Origin of the sequence: Rhizobium sp. Root1212 (assembly GCF_001424985.1) — a bacterium.
Lineage (GTDB): Bacteria > Pseudomonadota > Alphaproteobacteria > Rhizobiales > Rhizobiaceae > Pararhizobium.
On the sequence record NZ_LMDA01000012.1, the window covers coordinates 428,993 to 449,541 of the forward strand.

The window sequence follows — 20,549 nt, forward strand, 5'->3', positions numbered from 1 at the left end:
CTCTCCCCGCAGGCGGGGAGAGGGTTAGGCTGAGGGGCAAGACTCCCATCTTAGAGAATGCCGCGGTATCTGCCCCTCATCCGGCCTGTCGGCCACCTTCTCCCCGCAGGCTGGGAGAAGGGAGATGCCGCATGTCTCCCTTCCTTCATCGCCCAAACAAAAACGCCGGGAGTTTCCTCCCGGCGCTCGTCAATTCCGATCTGCCGCGGGCTTATTCAGCCGCGACGATCTTGCCGCCTTCCCACTTGAACAGCGAGAAGCTCGGCGAGGTGAGGTCGCCCGTTTCGCCATAGGTGAGCTTGCCGATGGCGGTCGAGATCGGCTCGCCGGACTTCAGCGCCGTTGTGACCGCAGCTGAATCTTCGGCGCTGCCGGCCTTTTCGATGCCGGCCTTCAGAACTTCGACGGCGGCATAGGCGTTGAGCGTAAAGGCTTCCGGCGGAATGCCGGCAGCCTGCAGAACCTTGACGGCGGTGGCGGAATCCGGGTTCTTCAGCGCATCCGAAGCGTTGGTGAAGACGGTGCCAGCCGCGGCTTCGTTGCCGATTGCCCAGAATTCGGTGTTGGAGAGGCCTTCGCCGCCGACGATCGTGGCGTTGACCTGCAGGTCATGCAACTGGCGTGCGAGCAGGCCGCCTTCCGGGTGATAACCGCCGAAATAGATGACTTCGACGCCATCGGCCTTCAGACGGGTGATCAGCGCGCTGAAATCCTTGTCGCCGGGGGTGACGGAATCATAGATCGCTTCGGTGATGCCGCCGGCATTGATCGCCTTCTTGAAGGAATCGGCGAGGCCCTTGCCGTAGGCGCCCTTGTCATGAATGATCGCGACCTTCTTGTCCTTGAAGGCCTTCAGCACGTAGGCGGCGGCAACTTCGGCCTGCTGGTCGTCGCGGCCGCAGGTGCGCAGAACGTTGGTCAGGCCGCGGGCGGTGAGGTCCGGGGCGGTTGCGGTCGGGGTAACCATCAGAACGCCATTTTCGGCGAAGACGTCGGAAGCCGGGATCGCGACGCCCGAGGTGACCGGGCCGACGACGTAATGAATGCCTTCGCCGACCAGCTGGTTTGCGGCGGAAACGCCCTGCTTCGGTTCGCCGGCATCGTCGGCCAGCTTCAAGACGACCTGCTCGCCGAGAATGCCGCCGTTCTTGTTGATCTCGGCAACGGCGGCTTCGGCACCGTTCTTGACCTGCGCGCCATAGGCGGCAACCGGGCCGGTGAGCGGGGCGACGAGGCCGATGACGATCTCGGCATAGGCGGTCGAGGCAAACAGCAGGGAGGCAGCCAGCGTGGCGCCCGTCAATGTCTTCAGGTTCATGTCTTTCTCCTTGGATGGGCCGGAAGGGCCCGACGATCGGCCGATCTTCCGCTCCGGGCCGCCTTTCGGCTCCGGGCGTCATGGCATGGTCGAAGTCGCATCGCGGCCGGCACCTTGCCGAATATGACCGGAAAGCGGGCCGCTTGCGACGTTTAGCTACGGAAACGGGTTCCGATCCGCAAGAAAATAATGCAATTCACGGCTGTTGTGAGCCTCATTTTGCTCATGGATTGTTCAATTTATTTGATCTGGCGCGGCCGATCCGGCCCTTTACTTCGCCCCGGCCCTTTACTTCGAAAGACGCGTAACCATCTCCCCTTCATCGATTTCACTCACGGGAGGAAAAGCACATGACCTATGTCGACGGTTTCATCGTTGCCGTGCCGAAAGCCAATCTCGATGCCTATCTCGAAATGGCGACAGCGGCGGGCAATGTCTGGAAGGAATATGGCGCGCTTTCCTATGTGGAATGCGTGGCCGACGACGTGCCCTATGGTGAGCTTACCTCGTTTCCACGGGCGGTGATGGCGAGCGACGACGAGACGGTGATCTTCTCCTTCATCACCTATCCGTCTCGGGAGGTGCGCGATGCCGTCAATGCGAAAGTCATGGCCGATCCACGTCTTGCGCCGGACAAATGGAAAATGCCCTTCGACGGCAAGCGCATGATCTATGGTGGTTTCAAGAGTATTCTGGAAATGTAGGCCTTCCTGCATATCCACGAGGAAACCATGCCGCAGCACATCCTCACCGTACCGACGCGCGGACCCGGCCTTTACGAATTCACCGACGAGGCCGCCGCCTTCGTCGCGCAGGCGGGACGGGGCGAGGGGCTGCTGACGCTTTTCGTGCGCCACACATCCTGCTCGCTGACGATCCAGGAAAATGCCGACCCGGATGTCAAACGCGATCTGCAGGCCTTCTTCAACCGGCTGGTGCCGTCGGGCGACGATCCGTCCATGTCCTGGCTGCACCACACCATGGAAGGCCCCGACGACATGCCTGCCCATATCAAGGCGGCGCTGACGCAGGTTTCGCTCTCCGTCCCGGTCTCGGCCGGCCGGCTGATGCTCGGCACATGGCAGGGCATCTATCTGTTCGAGCACCGCAGCCGGCCGCACCGCCGCGAAATCGTGCTTCATCTCAGCCCCTGATTTTTCCGGACACCGGTTTTGCGAAGGCGCAGGCTTATCCGTACAGCCTGCGATTCTCCTTCCATTCGTGGAACGAAATCAGAGGTTTGGCGTTATCGTTCCGCTGATTTCAGCCAAGCGAGGAGGATAGATCGTTGACCGACGCCCAAACCATCGCCAGCCGCTTCGTGGAAGCGCTCAACGATCGCGATTTCCAGGCCATCGCAGGCCTTCTCGACGAGGATGTCGCCTTCGATTCAATGCTCGGCCAGCGCACCATCGGCGCCGATCCGTTGCGCATGGCGATCATGAGTCATTTGCGCTATTTCGACGAAGAGTTCGGCGACATGGTGGTGATGCATGATGGTTTCGGCCAGCGCGCCGCCATCGATACGACCGCGCGCGGCCGCTACCGCGAGACCGCCCCCGGTCTCCCCCAGGCGACGGGACAGAGCTATTCCATCGCCAGTGTCTTCGTCTTCGAATTCGACGGCGGTCTCATCTCGCGGCTCACTCATTATCGCAATATTCGCTTGTTCGAACAGATGCTTGCCCGCTGAGGCCGCTTCGTCATTCGCCTCTCATTCCGCCTGAACCAAGCATGAACGGCCGGTTCGAGCCGTGTTCAGGTGCGCGCTTCTAATCTCCTCTCCATAGCCCGCGTGAACGGCCTTCTCTTCCGAGAAGTCCGGGGCAGAGCAAACCATGTTGAAGGAGACAAACAATGAAACAGCTTTTTGCAAAACTGATGGTCGTCGGCCTGATGGGCCTGTCCGGTTTCGCTGGCTTGGGTGCGGCGTCGGCGTCTGCCGAAACCCTGTCCTTCGGCGTCCGCTCCGGCAATATCGTCGAAGTGCAGTATGGCGGCGGCTATCGTGACGAGCGTGACTGGGGTCGCGGCCGGGACCGTGACCGTCATCATGGCTGGGACCAGGATCGCCGCGGCCGTTGCGCCCCGTGGATTGCCACCGACAAGGCCCGCGACTACGGCCTGCGCCGCGCCCAGGTGGTTCACATGAGCCCGCGCCGCGTCGTCGTCGAAGGCCGCCGCCATGGTGATTACCGCCGGATCGTTTTCGCCAACGCTCGCGGTTGCCCGGTCATCGGCCGCTAGAGTTTGTCAGGGAAAAGCGGAACCCGGTTTTCCCGAAAAGAGAAACGAAAACAAAAGAACATAGAGTATGTCAGGTTCAACCTGAACCTGACATACTCTAAGGCCAATACCAGCAACAAAAAAACCTCCCACTGTTCCAGCGGGAGGTTTTTCTGCATTGAGGGACTTCAACTCGTGATCGTCATCCGGCCAAGGGCCGGATGACGGTGTCGTTGTTACTGCTTGATAGCGAAGGTGACGTTGACGGTCACATTGTAGGTGTTTTCGCCCGCAGCGACCGGCACGGCATCGGCGGCATATTCCTTGGACATGGCGCGCATCATCGGCACTGGCTCGGGGGTACGGGAATTTTCGGAGATCTCGATCACCCGGCCGAGCGAAACGCCGGCGGCTTGCGAAAGCACCTTGGCCTTTTCCATCGCATCGGAAACGGCGGCCTTGCGAGCCTCGGTGAGGGCCGCTTCCGGCTTGTCGTTGGTGAAGAAGATGCTGCCGCCCTGGTTGACGCCCAGCGTCACGGCCTGATCGATGATACCGCCGAGTTTCGGAAGATCGCGCACGCGGATCGTCAGCGAATTGGCGACCTGATAGCCGATCAGCACCGGCGGCTTGTTGCCGCCATCGCTGTTGTCGGGATACTGGTATTGCGGATTGATGGAAAAGCCCGATGTCTGCAGGTCGCGTTCAGCGATGCCGGCATCCTTCAGGGCTTTCAGCACGTCGGTCATGGACTTGTTGTTGGCGTCGAGGGCTTCGCGCGCGGTCTTTGCGTCGCTGACGACGCTGAAGGACAGGACGGCCATATCCGGCGTGATGGCCGAGCGGCCTTCGCCGGAAACCGAAATAACGGCTTCACGCGGCGCATTGTCCTCGGCCTTGACGGCGGTGGCGGCAGAAAGTGCGATGGCGGCTGCGGCTGCGATGCCGAACACCGGACGCGAAAAATTCCTGATCGTCATGAATGGTTCTCTCCAATTGATCGTCCCTGAGGCTCTTGGTGACTATAGATTGTGTAGGCATTACGGCAAAGCCTTGTGGGACATGAGAATTTCGGCTAGAGCCAGACCGCTGCCGTCTGCCATTGGTCGGCAGTATCCTGCATTGGCGGGAAGGGCCTGTAGCTCAATGGTTAGAGCCGGCGGCTCATAACCGCTTGGTTGGGGGTTCGAGTCCCTCCGGGCCCACCAATATTATTTTTATTTTTCAATAACTTGTTTCCGTATCGGCCGATCGATATCACGCATCAGGCCCACCAGCCAGTTGACGAACACGCGCACTTTGTTGCTGAGGTGGCGTGTCTGCGGATAGACGACGTAGAGCGGTAGCGGCTCGCGGGTCCATTCGGAAAGCACCGGCACCAGGCGTCCGTCGGCAAGCGCTTCGCGTGCCATGAAAAGCGGCAACTGGGCGACGCCGAGGCCGGTCAGGACCGCGGTCATGTAGGAGCGGGTGTCGTTGGCTGAAACGACGTAGCGGGGCGTGAGTTCCTTCGTCTCGCCATCGCGTGAAAATTCCATTGGAAGGATACGGCCGGCCTGCGCCTGCAGGTAGCCGACGGCGAAATGATCGCGCGTCAGGTCTTCCGGTGTTGCCGGCATGCCGCACTTTTCAAGGTAGATCGGAGAGGCGCAGCTCACCAGTTCGATCTCGGAAATCTTGCGGGCGATCAGCGACTGGTCGGTCGGTGTACCCGCGCGCAACGCGCAGTCGACGTTTTCCGCCATGTAATCCACCAGCCGGTCGCCGACGCCGAGGTCGATATGGATGTTGGGGTGGCGCGAATGAAAGTCGCAGAGCGCCGGGATGACGATCAGATCGGCGAAGGCGCCGGCCATTTCGACGCGCAACCGGCCGGAAGGCTGGGCCTGCGAGTTGGAAAGGCTGCCGTCCAGTTCTTCGATTTCAGAGATGATCTGGGTGGCACGTTCGTAATAGAGTGCGCCATCGGTCGTCACCATCACGCGCCGCGTGGTGCGGTTGAGCAGCGTCGTGCGCAGATGCGCTTCCAGCCCCTGGATGAGGTTGGTGACGGTGGTTTTCGGCATGCCGAGCGCGACCGCGGCGCGGGAGAAATTGCCTGTCTCCACGACGCGTACGAAAACCCGCATGGCGGCAAGCTGGTCCATGAGCCAATCCTTCGCTGCATTGCACTATTATTCGAAATTTCGAATAGTGATATCCGATTATCCGCCCTTATCCAAGTTCGGACGGATAATGATATAAATCCCAAGTGAAAGCGCGCACCCATCCTTCGGGACAGTGAGTTGCGTGCGAAAGGCAAAGGCAATGAGCAGCGAATGGAAAGAGATGGAAGTGGATGGAGCGACGCATCGCACCATGCCCATCCGGATCTATGACGGCTCGAAAGAGGCGAGGAAAGCACCGGTCGTTCTGTATTTCGGCTGCGGCTCCTTCCTTGACAAGAGCCGGGATGAGGAAAGCCCGATCGCACGGGTTTTCGCCAATTCCGGCGCCGTCGTCATCGAGGCCGACTATTCGCAGCCATCGGAAAACGTCTTTCCTATGGCGCTCGAATTTGCGTTCGCGGCCCTGCGCTGCGTCAGTACCAAGCGCAAGGTCGGCCGCCGACCGTTGTTGTTTGTCGCCGGTGCAGAAGCCGGCGGCAATGTGGCGGCGGGCGTCGCGCTCAAGGCGCGCGATCAGATGCCGAATGAGATCGACGGGCAGATTTTGCTCTCGCCCCTCGTCGACCCGCTGATGGCGACGGCTTCCTTCCGCGAAGCGGAGGATACCGGCATGCGTGACCGCTGGACGGACGGCTGGAACCATTATCTCGGTTCCTCCGGCGGATTTTGCCATCCCTATGCCGCGCCGTGTCATTGCTCGCGATTGTCAGGGGTGGCTCCCGCACTGATCCTGACGTCGGAAGATGACCCGTTGCGGGATGAAGCCGCCGGTTATGCGGCCCGTCTTGCCGCCGCCGGTGTCAAGGTCAAGAACCGCGTGCTCCCCGCCTGTCGGGGCTGGACGCAGATCTACGACGGACAGGCGACGGCGGGGTGCGTGCCGCCGGATGAATTGCGTGCCGAATTTGAGAATTTTGTAGAGGGACTGGAAAACAGAACCTTCTGTTTTTGAGAAAAGACCGGCCTTTTCGGGGCCATAAGGAGATACAGATGTCGTCGAACACGAAACGCTGGGCCCTGTGGGGCGCCGGCTTGGGACTTGCTGCGTCCATTTCAGCGGTGGGCTTTCATTTCGACCTGACCTCGGGCGCCAACGCCACGCCGGCTGCGGCCGCGACCGAGGCGCCCGCCGTTCCCGTCACCGTCGCTTCAGTGGAGCCGCGCGATGTTTCCACCTGGCAGGATTTTTCCGGCCGGCTGGAGGCTGTTGATCGCGTCGAGATTCGCTCGCGGGTTGCCGGCGCAATCCAGTCTGTTCATTTTCGCGAAGGGGCGCTGGTGAAGGCCAATGATCTGCTGGTGAAGATCGATCCGGCACCCTATGAGGCCGCCGTCGCGCAGGCGGAAAGCCTGCTGGCCTCGGCCCGCGCCAAGCTGGAGCTTGCCGATACCGAGCTTGTCCGCGGTGAAAAGCTGGTGGTCAAGAACATCATTTCGGAAAGTGATTTCACCCAGCGCCAGAGTAGCCGGAACGAAGCCATCGCCAATGTTCGGGCCGCGCAAGCGGCGCTGACCACGGCGAAGCTCAATCTCGGCTATACCGAAATTCGCGCGCCGATCGACGGCCGCGTCGGCAAGCTGGAGATCACCGAGGGCAACCTGGTCGCCGCCGGTTCCGGCACGTCGCCGCTGACGACGCTGGTTTCCTCCGGCGAAATCTATGCGAGCTTCAATGCCAATGAAGAGCTGATCGCCCGCACGCTGGCGCAGCTTCCTGAAAATTCCGGCGCGCTGCCGGCCATCGACCAGGTGCCGGTGCAGATCGGTACGCTGAGTGACGAAGGCACGCCGTTGAAGGGCAAGCTGCAGTTGATCGACAACGAAGTCGATGCCGCAAGTGGCACGATCCGCGTCCGCGCCATCTTCGACAATCCCGGAAACCGCCTGATCCCCGGCCAGTTCGTGCGCATCCGCATGGGCGAGCCGAAGGCGGAAAAGCGGCTGATGATCAGCGAACGCGCGCTTGGCACGGACCAGGACAAGAAGTTCGTGTTCGTTGTCGATGACAAGAACACGGTGAACTATCGTCAGGTTCAGCTCGGGGCCTCGGTCGATGGCCAGCGCATCGTCGAGAAGGGCCTTGCAGCCGGCGACCGCATCGTCGTCAAGGGCCTGCAGCGGGTGCGTCCCGGCGTCGTGGTCGATCCGCAGACGGAAGTCGCCGCCGCCCAGTAATTTCCAGCGCCGGCGGGTCCGTCCGCCGGCCTTCGTTGCCCCTCGCATGTGTCAGTGCCTTCGGCCGGTGGCCGCAGGCCTAGGACAATTCGTCCCTAAATCAGCCCTTTGGAGAGGGTGCCGCCATGAATATTTCACGATTTTTCGTCGACCGCCCGGTGTTTGCCGGTGTCCTGTCGCTGTTGATCGTCATCGCCGGCCTGATCGGCATGCGATCGCTTCCGATTTCGGAATATCCCGAAGTCGTTCCGCCCTCCGTCGTCGTCCGAGCGCAATATCCGGGCGCCAACCCGAAGGTCATCGCCGAGACGGTGGCGACGCCGCTAGAGGAATCGATCAACGGCGTCGAGGACATGCTCTATATGTCCAGCCAGGCGACGGCCGATGGCGTGATGACGCTGACGGTGACCTTCGCCCTCGGTACCGACCCGGACAAGGCGCAGCAGCTGGTGCAGAACCGCGTCAGCCAGGCCGAGCCGCGTCTGCCGGCCGAGGTGCGCACGCTGGGCGTCACCACGGTCAAAAGCTCGCCGGACCTGATGATGGTCATCCATCTGAGTTCGCCGGACAACCGCTACGACATCACCTATCTGCGCAACTATGCAGTCCTCAACATCAAGGACCGGCTGGCGCGCATCGATGGCGTCGGGCAGGTTCAGATCTTCGGCTCCGGCGATTACTCCATGCGCATCTGGATCGATCCGCAGAAGGCGGCCGAGCGCGGGCTGGCGGCAAGCGACGTGGTCGCTGCGATCCGCCAGCAGAACGTTCAGGCCGCAGCCGGCGTGATCGGCGCCTCGCCGAACCTCACCGGCATCGACCTGCAGCTTTCCGTCAATGCGCAGGGCCGGCTGCAGTCGCCCGAGGAATTCGGCCGCATCATTGTCAAGAGCGGTGAAAACGGCGCTATCACCCGCCTCGGTGATGTCGCCCGCATCGAGCTGGGCGCTGCGGATTATTCGCTGCGCTCGCTGCTCGACAACAAGTCGGCCGTCGCCATCCCCGTCTTCCAGGCACCGGGCTCGAACGCCATCGAGATTTCCGATCAGGTGCAGGCGACCATGGACGAGCTGCAGGTCGCGATGCCGGAAGGCGTTCGCTACGATATCGTCTATGACACGACCCAGTTCGTGCGCTCGTCGATCGAGAAGGTCGTCGATACGCTCTTGGAAGCGATTGCGCTCGTCGTTCTCGTCGTCATCCTCTTCCTGCAGACATGGCGGGCGTCGATCATTCCGCTGTTGGCCGTCCCGGTCTCGATTATCGGCACCTTTGCGGTGATGTATGTGTTCGGCTTCTCGATCAATGCGCTCAGTCTCTTCGGGCTGGTGCTGGCGATCGGCATCGTCGTCGATGATGCGATCGTCGTGGTGGAAAATGTCGAGCGCAATATCGAAAACGGGCTGTCTCCGCGTGAGGCGACCTATCAGGCGATGCGCGAAGTCTCCGGCCCGATCATCGCGATCGCGCTGGTGCTGGTTGCGGTTTTCGTGCCGCTTGCCTTCATCACCGGCCTTTCCGGCCAGTTCTACCGCCAGTTCGCACTCACCATCGCCATTTCGACGGTCATTTCGGCCGTCAACTCGCTCACCTTGTCGCCGGCGCTTTCGGCCCTGCTGCTGAAAAGCCATGACGCGCCGAAGGATTGGCTGACGATCTTCATGGATCGCACGCTGGGCTGGTTCTTCCGCGGCTTCAACCGGGCTTTCGGCGCAAGCTCGAATGCCTATGGCAAGGGCGTCGGCAAGATACTGTCGCGCAAGAGCCTTGTGATGCTGGTCTATCTGGTTCTGGTCGGCGGCACCTATCAGCTGTTCCAGGCGGTTCCCGGCGGTTTCGTACCGGCGCAGGACAAGCAGTATCTGATCGGTTTCGCCCAGCTTCCCGATGCCGCCACCCTCGACCGCACCGAGGATGTCATCAAGAAGATGAGCGAGATCACGCTCGCCCAGCCCGGCGTCGAGCACGCCATCGCTTTCCCCGGCCTGTCGATCAACGGCTTCACCAATGGCTCGAATGCCGGCATCGTCTTCGTGGCGCTGGCGCCCTTCGAGGAACGCACGACACCGGAGCTTTCGGCCGGCGCTATTGCCATGCAGCTCAACCAGAAGTTCGGCGCCATTCAGGATGCCTTCATCGCCATGTTCCCGCCGCCGCCCGTGCAGGGCCTCGGCACGACCGGCGGCTTCAAGCTGCAGATCGAGGACAGGGCAGGGCTCGGCTATCAGGCGCTCGACGAGGCAACCAAGGCCTTCCTCGCGAAGGCCTACCAGACACCAGAACTGGCAGGACTATTTTCAAGCTTCCAGATCAACGTGCCGCAGCTTTACGCCGATCTCGACCGCGAGAAGGCCGAACAGCTCGGGGTCTCGGTAACGGATGTCTTCGATACGCTGCAGATTTATCTAGGTTCGCTCTACGTCAACGACTTCAACGCCTTCGGCCGCACCTATAGCGTCCGGGTGCAGGCGGATGCGAAGTTTCGGGCTCGTGCCGAAGATATCGGCGCGCTGAAGGTGCGGTCGCAATCGGGTGAGATGATCCCGCTTTCGGCGCTCCTGAAGGTCGAGGCGACGACGGGGCCGGAACGTACCACGCGCTATAACGGCTTCCTCGCCGCCGACATCAATGGCGGGCCGGCACCGGGCTTTTCCTCGGGGCAGGCGCAGGCCGCCGTGGAGCGCATCGCCACAGAGACCCTGCCGAAGGGCATCGACTTCGAGTGGACGGACCTGACCTACCAGCAGATTTTGGCAGGCAACTCCGGCTTCCTCGTCTTTCCGCTGGCGCTGCTGCTCGTCTATCTCGTGCTCGCCGCCCAATATGAGAGCCTGACCCTGCCGCTGGCGATCATCCTGATCGTGCCGATGGGGGTCTTTGCGGCGCTGACGGGCGTGTGGTTGACCGGAGGAGACAACAACATCTTCACCCAGATCGGCCTCATCGTCCTTGTGGGGCTCTCGGCGAAGAACGCGATCCTGATCGTCGAATTCGCCCGCGAGCTGGAATTTGCCGGCAGGACACCAATCCAGGCTGCGGTCGAGGCAAGCCGCCTGCGCCTGCGCCCGATCCTGATGACGTCGGCTGCCTTCATCATGGGCGTAGTGCCGCTGGTCACATCGACCGGTGCCGGTGCCGAGATGCGTGCCGCCATGGGTGTCGCGGTTTTCTCCGGCATGATCGGCGTCACCTTTTTCGGCATCTTCATGACGCCGGTGTTCTATGTGCTGGTCCGCAAGCTGACGGGCAACCGTCCGCTGATCCAGCACGCGGAAGCGACGGCTGCGCCGCATCCGGTGCCGGCAGAGTAAGGGAAGGGCGAGAGCCAAAGAAAAACCCCGGAGGGATACCTCCGGGGTTTTGTCGTTTGGGGGAGGACTGTGCTGGCAGTTGCGCCACTCCCAACTCGCCACCTGATCTGCGTCCTCTCCTCCGTCTTGGTCGGGCTTGACCCGACCATCCATTGCCGGCGGCGTGGACCCTAGGGGCAGGCCCGAGGGTGGCCCAGAGGGAGAGAGTGCGGACAAAAAAGAAACCCCGGAGACATCGCCTCCGGGGTTTCTTTTTGAATGACTTTTCCGTTCAAGCAGCCGGCTGCTTGGTCTTGCGCAGGTAGGGCAGCACGGTGTCGAAGGAGCCGAAGCGCTTGACGGCGTCTTCGTTGGAGACGGCGGCGGTGATGATGACGTCGTCGCCCTGCTGCCAGTTGGCGGGTGTCGCCACCTGATGCTTGGCGGTCAGTTGGATCGAATCGATGGCGCGCAGGATTTCGTGGAAGTTGCGGCCCGTCGTCATCGGGTAGGTGAGGATCAGCTTGATCTTCTTGTCGGGGCCGATGACGAAGACGGAGCGCACGGTGGCGTTGTCAGCCGGCGTGCGGCCCTCGGAGGAGGCGCCCGCTTCGGCCGGCAGCATGCCATAGAGCTTGGCGACGTTCAGGTCACGGTCGCCAATCAGCGGATATTCGACGTCGAAGTCGGTGGCGATCTTGATGTCCTGCTTCCATTTGGCGTGGCTTTCCACCGGGTCGATGGAGATGCCGACGATCTTCACGCCACGCTTGGCGAATTCGTCCTGAAGACCCGCCATGGTGCCGAGTTCGGTGGTGCAGACTGGCGTGAAATTCTTCGGATGGGAAAACAGGACCGCCCAGCCGTCGCCGATCCAGTCATGGAAGCTCAGCGTGCCATGGGTGGTTTCCGCCGTGAAATCCGGCGCGATGTCGTTGATACGCAGGCTCATGATAGTCCTCTTCGTCTGAAGCCGTTGTCGTGGGAAAGGTTCGGACGACACTTTCGATTCTCATTTGCCCTTGTTCAAGGAAGTTTATTCCAAGATTCAGACAAATTGCGCTGTTTTTACAATCTTCTATCGGCTCATGGACGGCAGCGAAAGCGGGGCAAGTTCGAAGAGCGAGCGGCCGCGCGGATCGTTGGCGGGGGTGCGGTCGAGCGTGAACTTGATCGCCTCGCGCATCACCTGCACCGCGCCGTCGTAATCCAATTCGGTCGGGCGACCATTGCGGGCGATGCAGCGGCCATCGACATAGACGGCCTCAACCGCGCGTTCGGCGGCGCAATGCAGAAGGTTACGCAAGGGGTCGTGGATCGGCTGCATGGCGGGATGGTTGAGATCCACCAGCGAGAAATCCGGCTTGGCGCCGACGGCGATGCGGCCAATATCCTGTCGTCCCAGCGCCTTGGCGCCGGCAAGCGTTGCCATCTCAAGGATATCCGATGTCTTCAGGTCGAAAACGCTCTTGCCGGCGATGCGCGAGCAGATCAGCGCCCGGCGCATCTCTTCCAGCATGTTGTAGGGATAGGTGTCGGTACCGAGGCCGACATTGACGTCGGCGCGGCGGTAGCGGCCGATCGATTCGAGGATCATGCCGCTGCGGGAAAAGGTGACGGGGCAGTGGGCGACGGTCGTGCCGCGTTTCGCCAGCAGCGCCATGTCGGCCTCGCTGCGCTGGCGCGTCCACGAATGGCTGTCGATGAAGATGCAGTGGCCGAGGATGAGGTTTTCGTCGAGAATGCCGAGATCGTCGAGATAGCGCACGGCGGTCTTTCCGGTGCGGCGCAGCAGTTCCTCGTGTTCGGCCATGGTCTGGGCGGCGTGCACGGTCATCGGCACGCCACGACTCTTCGCGGCAGCGGCGGCTTCGATGAGAAGGTCCGGCGAGCAGGTTTCGACCTGCGACGGCGAGACGATGCCACCGAGGCGGCTTGAAGGATGCGCTTGCGCGGCATCGACGCAGGCCAGTGCCCGCTCGAAGGCTTCCCGGCCATGCGCAGGGTCCCAGCGATAGTCGAGGCGATGGCTGTCTTCGACATGCCATTGCGCTTCGCGAAAGCCCGGTGCCGCATAGGCGCGGGCACCGCTTTTGACGAGGGTCGGCAGCCAGGCGTCGTGCGGGCCGGCGATATCGAGCAGGGTGGTGACACCGCTGCGGATGAGGTCGCCGAGCATGACGGTCAGCGAGGCCTCGCGGGCTTCCTCGCTGATCTCGATGAGGGTCGAATATTCGTACATCGCCTGGCCCCAGAGGGCGGCGGTGCCCATGTCGTCGAAAATGCCCTTCGACAGCGGTTCTTCATCGGAATGGCAGTGAATGTTGACGAAACCCGGTAGCAGCATGCGGCCGCGGCCCTGTTCTTCCGTGTCGAACGGCCCGTCGTAACGGCCGCCGACATGCAGGATCGCGGTGTCGTCGAAGGCGATGTCAGCATCCGAGAGATAGGCATGGGTGCCGGTCTTCTTGTCATAGGCGACGATGGTTTCGATATTGCGGATGACGTGCTTAGTCATGGGTTGTCCTGAAATAACGTTCGAGGAAGCGGCTATAGGCTCCCATCAGCGCGCTGAAGGTGAAATAGACGGCGGCGGCGAAGACATAGCCTTCCAGCACCGCAATGCCCTGCCAGGCGGGGTCGCGCATGGCCGAGCGCACCGTATCGAGGAAATCGAGCAGGCCGACGATGGTGACGAGCGTCGTATCCTGAAAGAAGCCGATGAACAGGGCGACGAGCGGCGGAATGACCTTCTTGATTGCCTGCGGCAGCACGATCTTGAACATGACCGGCCAATAACCGAGGCCGAGCGCGGCGCCTGCCTCCGTCTGGCCCTTTGGCACATCCTGCAGGCCGCCGCGCACGATCTCGGCGATATAGGCGGCGGCAAAGATGATGATGGCGACCTGCGCCCGCATCAGCTTGTCGACCGTCACGCCCTCCGGCATGAACAGCGGCAGCATCACCGTCGCCATGAACAGGATGCTGATCAGCGGCACGCCGCGGACGATCTCGATGAAGCTGGTGGCGAGCACGCGGATCACCGGCAGGTCGGAAGCGCGCGACAGTGCAAGCAGAATGCCGAGCGGCAACGCGCAGGCAAGGCCGATGAAGGACAGCATGAAGGAGAGCGGCAGGCCGCCCCACTGCGTGGTTGCCACAGGCATCAGGCCGAAGATACCGCCGGCCATCAGGATATAGAGACCGGGCAGAATGACGACGATCCAGCCGATGAGAAGATTGCGGCCCCAGAGGCGCGGCACCATCGAAAGGACGGCGGCGGCGAGGAAGATGAGGAGCGACACCAGCGGCCGCCATTGCTCTTCGAACGGATAGAAGCCGAAGGCCATGTAGCGCAACTTGGCGGTGAGGAACGGCCAGCAGGCGCCGTGGCCCGCCTTGCAGTCTTCCGGCGTGCCGGCAAAGGTCGCATCGAGAAACAGCCATTTAACGGCGAACCAGCCGATGGCGATCAGGGCGGCGCCACAGAGCACGGTGATCAGGGCGTTGCCCGGCGTGCCGAACCAGTCCCGCCACAGGCGGGATTGCCGCCGGGGCGGGGCCTGCGCGGCGATGGGGGCGAGCGCGAGTTGAAGGTCCGTCACGGTCAGCGCTCCTTCAGGGCCACGTGTTTGTTGTACCAGTTCATAAGAAGCGAAATGGCGATCGACAGGCCGAGATAGGCGCCCATGAAGAGCGCGATCGTCTCCATCGCCTGTCCGGTCTGGTTCATGACGGTGTTGGAGACCATCACCAGATCCGGATAGCCGATGGCGATGGCCAGCGAACTGTTCTTGAACACGGTGAGATAGGTGTTGGTGAGCGGCGGAATGATCAGCCGCAGCGCCTGCGGCAGGATGACGAGCCGCATGGTGCGCCGACGTGGCAGGCCGAGCGCCATCGAGGCTTCCCACTGGCCCTTGTTGACGGCCTGGATGCCGGCACGGACGATTTCGGCGACGTTGGCTGAGACGCTCAGCGCCAGCCCGAACATCAGGGCGACGAATTCCGGCTTGACTTGCAGGCCACCGGTCAGACGGAAGCGGCCCTTCTCCGGCAGGTCGAAGGTCATGGCGATGCCGCCGAGGAGAACGACGAGCGCGATCGGCGCGAGGGCCGTGATCAAAGCAAACAGCGCACCATGGTTCGACACTCCCGTCGCCAGCCGGCGCTTGAGCGCAAAGTGTCGGATGACGAGCGCGCTGGCGATGCCGATCACGAGGGCGGCGAAGGCCAGCTCAAAACCGCGCTCGAAGGTGACGGCGGGTATGACGAGGCCGCTGTTCGACAGGTAGACATGCGGCGCCAGCGGCAGTGCGGCGCGCACCGGCGGCAGCACATTGATAATCATCGCGTACCAGAACAGCAGATAGAGCAACAGCGGCACGTTGCGCAGCGCCTCGACATAGGCAAGCATCAGCCGCTGCAACAGCGGATTGCGCGACATGCGGCCGATACCGACGAGCAGGCCAAGGATCGTGCCGAGGACGGCGGCGAGCAACGAGACCTTGACCGTGTTGGCAAGGCCGACGAGCAGCGCGCGGGCGACCGTATCCGTCGGCTCATAGGAAATCGCTGCCTCGCTAATGACGAAGCCCGCCTGCCGCGACAGGTAGGAAAAGCCGGTGGCGATATCGTTCTTGGCGAGGTTATGGCTTGCGGTCGAGAACATCGACCAGGCGATCAGAGCGATCACGCCGATCGCCAGCCATTGATAGAAAAGCGCGCGATAGCGCGCGTCGTTCAGCAGAGCCATGGAAGCCCTCCGTCAATGAAGCCGGGAGTGATGACCGCGCCTGCAAGAGCATGTCGCGCAAAAGTGTCGTGCGGTTTTGCGTAACGACATACGACAAACAAAGGCAGGCGCGGTCGTTCAACTCAACGGACGGGCGGAGCGTAGAGCAGGCCGCCGGCGTTCCACAGATTGTTCGGGCCGCGGGTCATGCCGAGCTTGGTCTTTTCGCCGAGCGAGCGCTCGAAGACTTCGCTGTAGTTGCCGACCGACTTGACGATGTTGTAGCCCCACTTGTTGTCGAGCTTCAGCATCTCGCCGAGATTGTCGGTGACGCCCAGCATGCGCTGGATTTCCTGATCGTCGCTCTTCAGCTTTTCGTCGACGTTTGCCTGGGTGATGCCCTTTTCTTCAGCCGCCATCAGCATCCAGACGGACCACGAGACGATGTCGTGCCAGTTCGAATCGTTCTGGCGAACGGCCGGCGCCAGCGGCTCCTTGGAGATCGTTTCCGGCAGAACGACATAGTCGTCCGGGTTGTTGGAAACGGCACGGATCGAGGCGAGGTCGGAGCGGTCCGACGAGATCGCATCGCAGCGGCCGCTGAAGAAGGCGGCGCGGTTTTCATCCGGGCTTTCGAACACGACGAGTTCGAACTTGGCGCCCAGCTTGCCGTAGAAATCGCTGAGGTTCTGCGCCGTCGTCGTGCCCGGCAGGGTGCAGATGGCTGCGTCCTTCAGTTCGGCAGCACTGGTGACGCCGAGCGACTTCTGCACCATCAGGCCTTGACCGTCATAGAAGACGACCGGTGCGAAATCGAGGCCGAGCGAGGCGTCGCGGGTGTAGGTCTGGGTCGTCTGGCGCGACAGGATGTCGATTTCGCCGGACTGCAGCGCCTGGAAGCGGGTGTTGATGTTGGTCGGGACGTATTCGACCTTTTCGCCGTCACCGAAGACGGCGGCTGCGACAGCGCGGCATACGTCGGCATCGAAGCCTTCCATGCGGCCCTTGTCGTCGGGGGCGGCAAAGCCCGGCGTGGCGAGCGAGACGCCGCAGATGAGCTTGCCGCGCTGCTTGACGGTGTCGAGCGTATCCGCGTGGGCTGTCCCCGCCGCTACGGTTCCGATCAGGCCGAGAACGGCGCCGAGTGCGCCTGTCAGAATGCGTTTTTCCATAAAATCCTCCCTCTATGGATTGGCGGCATTATCGTCGGCAACTCCTCTTCGCCTTGGTTCTCGATAATGCCTACAGTTTTGTCTACAATATCTTTCTCGCACTGACAACACGGAGTCTTCCGCTTCCATCGGAAGATTCCGCGTTGGATGGAACCGGTGTCAGCAGACCGGAGGCTGCGGCGGCACGACGGGCTCCTCGAAGGTGCGATAGAGCCGGCTCCAGCCGGGATCGTGCATATGGGCTTCAAGGCCCGCGCGGGCGGCGAGCGCCAGCGCTTCCTCCTGACCGAAGGCGAGGGCGGCATCCACGTCCGCGGTCAGCACCTTGCCGCCTTCCATCAGGATCTTGCCGTCGACGATGACGGTGTCGACATCGCTGCCGAGCACCTGGTGCACCAGCCGGTGTACCGGCATCCAGTTCGGCATCAGATGCGGTTTCATCATGTCGATGATGGTGATGTCGGCCTTCTTGCCGACTTCCAGAGAGCCGATTTCATGTTCCATGCCGAGCGCATGGGCGGCATCGATGGTGATCATTTCGAAGATCTTGCCCGGCGGCAGCAGGTAGCGGTCGTGATTGTGAAGCAGATGCTGGGTGAACTGCGCCAGCCGCGCCGTCTGCAGCATGTCGAAATGCCGGCTCGGAGAGACGCCGTCGGTGGTGATCGCCACCCGGATGCCCTTGGACATCATCTCCATGATCGGCGTGGCGCGGCCGGGAGGGGCGTGGGTGACGCGGGTGCCGGTTTCGGCGAGAATGTCGATCTCGTCATGGGAGATGCCCCAGCAGTGCTGCAGATGGATATCCGGTCCGAGCAGGGCGTTTTCCTTGTCCTGAAACGCCATGCGGATCTGGCCGGCAAAGGCATCGGAATGCAGCCGCACGCCCCATTTGCGCGCGGTCTCGCGCACGCGGCGCGCCTGCATGCGGTCACCTTCCGTCAGCTTCACCGCCTGATCCGGCGACGAAGCGTTGGAGGGCTCGACCGAGGGAACGATAGTGAAGGGGGTGAGGTAGACCTGGATGCGGCCGTCGGCGGTGCCGTTCAGCGCCTCGATGACGGCTTCGGAGCCTTCGATCATCTCTTCGAAAGAGATGTGGCGACGCTCGGGCTTGCCGGTTTCCCATCGGGTGACGGGGTGCGGCCAGGGCAGGCCGGATGGGCCGACGCAGATGATTTCGCGTAGGCCGATCTCGCTATAGGCGCGGGCATGGTTGATGGCGAAGACCGGATCGTCGGCGCGCGGCATCGAGGTGATGATGCTGGCCGAAGTCGTGACGCCGGCGCGCAGCCGCTCGATGCCGGAGACGAGGCCATCCGCATACCAGTAATCGCGGGTGACATAGTGATAATAGGTCGGAGTGACGATCTTCATCCACAGCGCGTTGGTATCGGCGGCGATGCTGCGGATCAGGGCATGGCCGGCATGGCCGTGGGCGTCGATAAGGCCGGGGATGATCAGCTTGCCGCGGCAATCGATGGCGGTCTTGTCCGTATGCCGGGGCGCCAGTTCCTCCGTCGTGCCGATGTCGACGATCCTGTCGCCCTCGATCGCCAGCGCACCGTTTTCGATGATGCGCCGCGCGCGATCCACAGTGACAATCGTGCCGTTCGACAGCAAAATGTTGCCCATGCCGCTTTCCTCCGAAATATTAGCGTTTGAAAAGATTGGCGATTTTTATCGCAAATTTCGGATACGATAATTGTCAACAATATCATTGACAATAGTCGCGGACGAAACAATACTCCCGACAGCCTGAAGGCCCCGGACGCCCAGGTCTGTCAACGATCCCAAAAAGGGGGGAAATATGTCCCGTATGAAACGTTTCATTCTTGCCGCGATGGCCGCGGCTGCCATCGCCGTCCCCGCCAGCGCTGAGACGCTCCGCTGGGGTGGCCGCGCTGACCTCTATTCGCTCGACCCCTATTCGGTGCCGTCGACCTCGAACCTCGCGTTCCTCAACCACATCTATGAAGGCCTCGTGCGCTACGGGCCGGAATTCCAGATCGAGCCTGCGCTTGCCACCGAGTGGAAGCTGAGCGACGACGGCAAGACCTGGCGCTTCACCCTGCGCAAGGGCGTCAAGTTCCACGACGGCGCCGATTTCACGGCCGACGACGTGGTCGCGTCCTTCACCCGCGTTTCCGACAAGACCTCGCCGCTGCGCGGCAACATCCCGCTCTATGCCGGTGTGACCAAGGTTGACGACTACACGGTCGATATCGCCGTCACCGCACCGACCTCGCTGTTCCTCAACGACATCACCAACATCTTCATCTTCGACGCTGGCTGGCTGAAGGCCAACAACAGCGAAAAGCCGACGGACGTCGCCACGAAGACCGAAGGCTACACCACCATGCACACGAACGGCACCGGCCCGTTCAAGCTCGAAAGCCGCGTGCCGGACAGCAAGACGGTTCTCGTCGTCAACGACGCCTGGTGGGATGTGAAGAAGCACAATCTCGACCGCATCGAATTCGTGCCGATCGCTTCTGCCGCTACCCGCGTTGCCGCTCTTCTCTCCGGCGAAATTGATCTGATCGACAGTGCACCGATTCAGGACCTGCCGCGTCTTGAATCCTCGCCGGGCGTCACGGTCAAGAAGCGCACCGAACTGCGCACGGTCTTCCTCAACTTCAACCGCAAGGAAAAGCTGGAAGACGGCCGCCAGAACCCGTTCAACGACCTGCGCGTTCGCCAGGCCGTCGAAGCCTCCGTCGACCGCGACCTGATCAACAAGAAGGTCATGCGCGGGCTTGCCCGTCCGTCCGGCTCGCTGATCGCACCGGAAATCTCCGGCTACGACAAGTCGCTCGACACCTACCAGCCGGCTGATCCGGAACTGTCGAAGAAGCTGCTGGCGGAAGCCGGCCAGTCGGATCTCGCCTTCACCTATACCTGCATGAACGACGAAAGCATCAACGAGGAAGATATCTGCTCGGGTATCGCCAACATGATGAAGCGTGGCGGTTTCAATCCGACGATCGATATCGCTCCGCGCGCCGTCCAGACCCCGAAGCGCAGCGCCGGCAAGGCCGATATGTTCAACCTCAGCTGGGCGAACGAGCCGACGCTCGATGCCTATTCGCTGCTGGCGCAGGTGCTGTCGACCAAGCAGGGTGCGATGGGCGTGTCGAACTACGGCAACTGGTCCAACCCGGAACTCGACAAGCTGGTCGCAGCCGCCGCTCAGGAGCCGGACAACGCCAAGCGTATCGCGATCGAAGGCCAGGCCCTGAAGATCGCCAAGGATGAAGTCATGCTGATCCCGCTGCACCAGCAGCCGATCGCCTGGGCCATGCTCGGTGACATCAAGAGCATCGACTTCCGCGCCGACAACAAGCCGCGCCAGTGGCTGACCCAGATGGGCCCGAAGTAAGGCTTTTCGCCTGACTGTTTGATTGGAAAAGAGCGTCTCATGACCGCATGAGGCGCTCTTTTCATATGGTTCGATGAAATCAG

General features: G+C 62.0%; 17 protein-coding genes and 1 tRNA gene. 9 read left to right on the top strand and 9 right to left on the bottom strand.

All coding sequences use genetic code 11. The features are described 5' to 3' along the window. Nucleotides 1-211 precede the first annotated feature (211 nt). Entirely contained in the window at nt 212-1,318 is a 1,107-nt protein-coding gene (locus ASC86_RS14120; RefSeq protein ID WP_056322070.1) for a branched-chain amino acid ABC transporter substrate-binding protein, read from the bottom strand. Nucleotides 1,319-1,668: 350 nt separating this feature from the next. Here ASC86_RS14120 and ASC86_RS14125 point away from each other — a divergent pair, with 350 nt between their 5' ends. The 4 genes from ASC86_RS14125 to ASC86_RS14140 all read left to right on the top strand — a co-directional run bounded on the left by ASC86_RS14125 (nt 1,669) and on the right by ASC86_RS14140 (nt 3,565). Then, entirely contained in the window at nt 1,669-2,022 is a 354-nt protein-coding gene (locus ASC86_RS14125) for a DUF1428 family protein (protein WP_056322073.1), read from the top strand. 27 nt (nt 2,023-2,049) lie between these two features. Then, nucleotides 2,050-2,472, top strand: a complete 423-nt coding sequence (locus ASC86_RS14130) for a secondary thiamine-phosphate synthase enzyme YjbQ (RefSeq protein WP_056322076.1) — start codon at nt 2,050-2,052, stop codon at nt 2,470-2,472. A 134-nt stretch (nt 2,473-2,606) separates the two neighbouring features. After that, complete coding sequence (locus tag ASC86_RS14135; RefSeq protein ID WP_056322079.1) at nt 2,607-3,011, top strand: ketosteroid isomerase-related protein; 405 nt, start codon at nt 2,607-2,609, stop codon at nt 3,009-3,011. A 164-nt stretch (nt 3,012-3,175) separates the two neighbouring features. After that, entirely contained in the window at nt 3,176-3,565 is a 390-nt protein-coding gene (locus ASC86_RS14140) for a hypothetical protein (RefSeq protein ID WP_056322081.1), read from the top strand. A 215-nt stretch (nt 3,566-3,780) separates the two neighbouring features. On the opposite strand, the gene ASC86_RS14145 is transcribed toward ASC86_RS14140, so the two are convergent. After that, complete coding sequence (locus ASC86_RS14145; RefSeq protein ID WP_056322084.1) at nt 3,781-4,524, bottom strand: SIMPL domain-containing protein; 744 nt, start codon at nt 4,522-4,524, stop codon at nt 3,781-3,783. 152 nt (nt 4,525-4,676) lie between these two features. Here ASC86_RS14145 and ASC86_RS14150 point away from each other — a divergent pair. Beyond that, nucleotides 4,677-4,752, top strand: a tRNA-Ile gene (locus ASC86_RS14150). A gap of 9 nt (nt 4,753-4,761) precedes the next feature. Here ASC86_RS14150 and ASC86_RS14155 read toward each other — a convergent pair. Then, nucleotides 4,762-5,691 (bottom strand): LysR family transcriptional regulator, encoded by a 930-nt coding sequence (locus ASC86_RS14155; RefSeq protein ID WP_056322087.1) that lies wholly within the window; start codon nt 5,689-5,691, stop codon nt 4,762-4,764. 160 nt (nt 5,692-5,851) lie between these two features. On the opposite strand from ASC86_RS14155, the gene ASC86_RS14160 reads away from it, so the two are divergent. The 3 genes from ASC86_RS14160 to ASC86_RS14170 all read left to right on the top strand — a co-directional run bounded on the left by ASC86_RS14160 (nt 5,852) and on the right by ASC86_RS14170 (nt 11,198). Then, on the top strand, nt 5,852-6,664 hold the full coding sequence (locus tag ASC86_RS14160; protein WP_056322088.1) for an alpha/beta hydrolase: 813 nt from the start codon (nt 5,852-5,854) through the stop codon (nt 6,662-6,664). A 38-nt stretch (nt 6,665-6,702) separates the two neighbouring features. Further along, nucleotides 6,703-7,887 (top strand): efflux RND transporter periplasmic adaptor subunit, encoded by a 1,185-nt coding sequence (locus ASC86_RS14165; RefSeq protein WP_056322090.1) that lies wholly within the window; start codon nt 6,703-6,705, stop codon nt 7,885-7,887. A gap of 125 nt (nt 7,888-8,012) precedes the next feature. Beyond that, nucleotides 8,013-11,198, top strand: coding sequence for a multidrug efflux RND transporter permease subunit (locus ASC86_RS14170; RefSeq protein ID WP_056322093.1), 3,186 nt, complete (start codon nt 8,013-8,015; stop codon nt 11,196-11,198). Nucleotides 11,199-11,469: 271 nt separating this feature from the next. Here ASC86_RS14170 and ASC86_RS14175 read toward each other — a convergent pair whose 3' ends face one another. The 6 genes from ASC86_RS14175 to ASC86_RS14200 all read right to left on the bottom strand — a co-directional run bounded on the left by ASC86_RS14175 (nt 11,470) and on the right by ASC86_RS14200 (nt 18,719). Then, nucleotides 11,470-12,129, bottom strand: coding sequence for a peroxiredoxin (locus ASC86_RS14175; RefSeq protein ID WP_056322096.1), 660 nt, complete (start codon nt 12,127-12,129; stop codon nt 11,470-11,472). Between the two features lie 126 nt (nt 12,130-12,255). Beyond that, nucleotides 12,256-13,695 carry an amidohydrolase family protein gene (locus tag ASC86_RS14180; protein ID WP_056322098.1) on the bottom strand — a complete coding sequence of 480 codons (1,440 nt, stop codon included), beginning with the start codon at nt 13,693-13,695 and terminating at the stop codon, nt 12,256-12,258. Then, nucleotides 13,688-14,782, bottom strand: a complete 1,095-nt coding sequence (locus tag ASC86_RS14185; RefSeq protein ID WP_082510179.1) for an amino acid ABC transporter permease — start codon at nt 14,780-14,782, stop codon at nt 13,688-13,690. The genes ASC86_RS14180 and ASC86_RS14185 overlap by 8 nt, the downstream gene beginning before the upstream one ends. A gap of 2 nt (nt 14,783-14,784) precedes the next feature. Continuing rightward, a complete protein-coding gene (locus tag ASC86_RS14190) occupies nt 14,785-15,933 on the bottom strand; it encodes an ABC transporter permease subunit (protein WP_056322101.1) in 1,149 nt (382 codons plus the stop codon). A gap of 122 nt (nt 15,934-16,055) precedes the next feature. Next, entirely contained in the window at nt 16,056-17,084 is a 1,029-nt protein-coding gene (locus ASC86_RS14195; RefSeq protein WP_056322104.1) for an amino acid ABC transporter substrate-binding protein, read from the bottom strand. 159 nt (nt 17,085-17,243) lie between these two features. Beyond that, entirely contained in the window at nt 17,244-18,719 is a 1,476-nt protein-coding gene (locus ASC86_RS14200; RefSeq protein ID WP_056322105.1) for an amidohydrolase family protein, read from the bottom strand. A 175-nt stretch (nt 18,720-18,894) separates the two neighbouring features. Between ASC86_RS14200 and ASC86_RS14205 the strand changes: the two genes are divergently transcribed. Continuing rightward, nucleotides 18,895-20,466, top strand: a complete 1,572-nt coding sequence (locus ASC86_RS14205) for an ABC transporter substrate-binding protein (protein ID WP_056322107.1) — start codon at nt 18,895-18,897, stop codon at nt 20,464-20,466. The last annotated feature ends 83 nt before the right edge of the window (nt 20,467-20,549 follow it).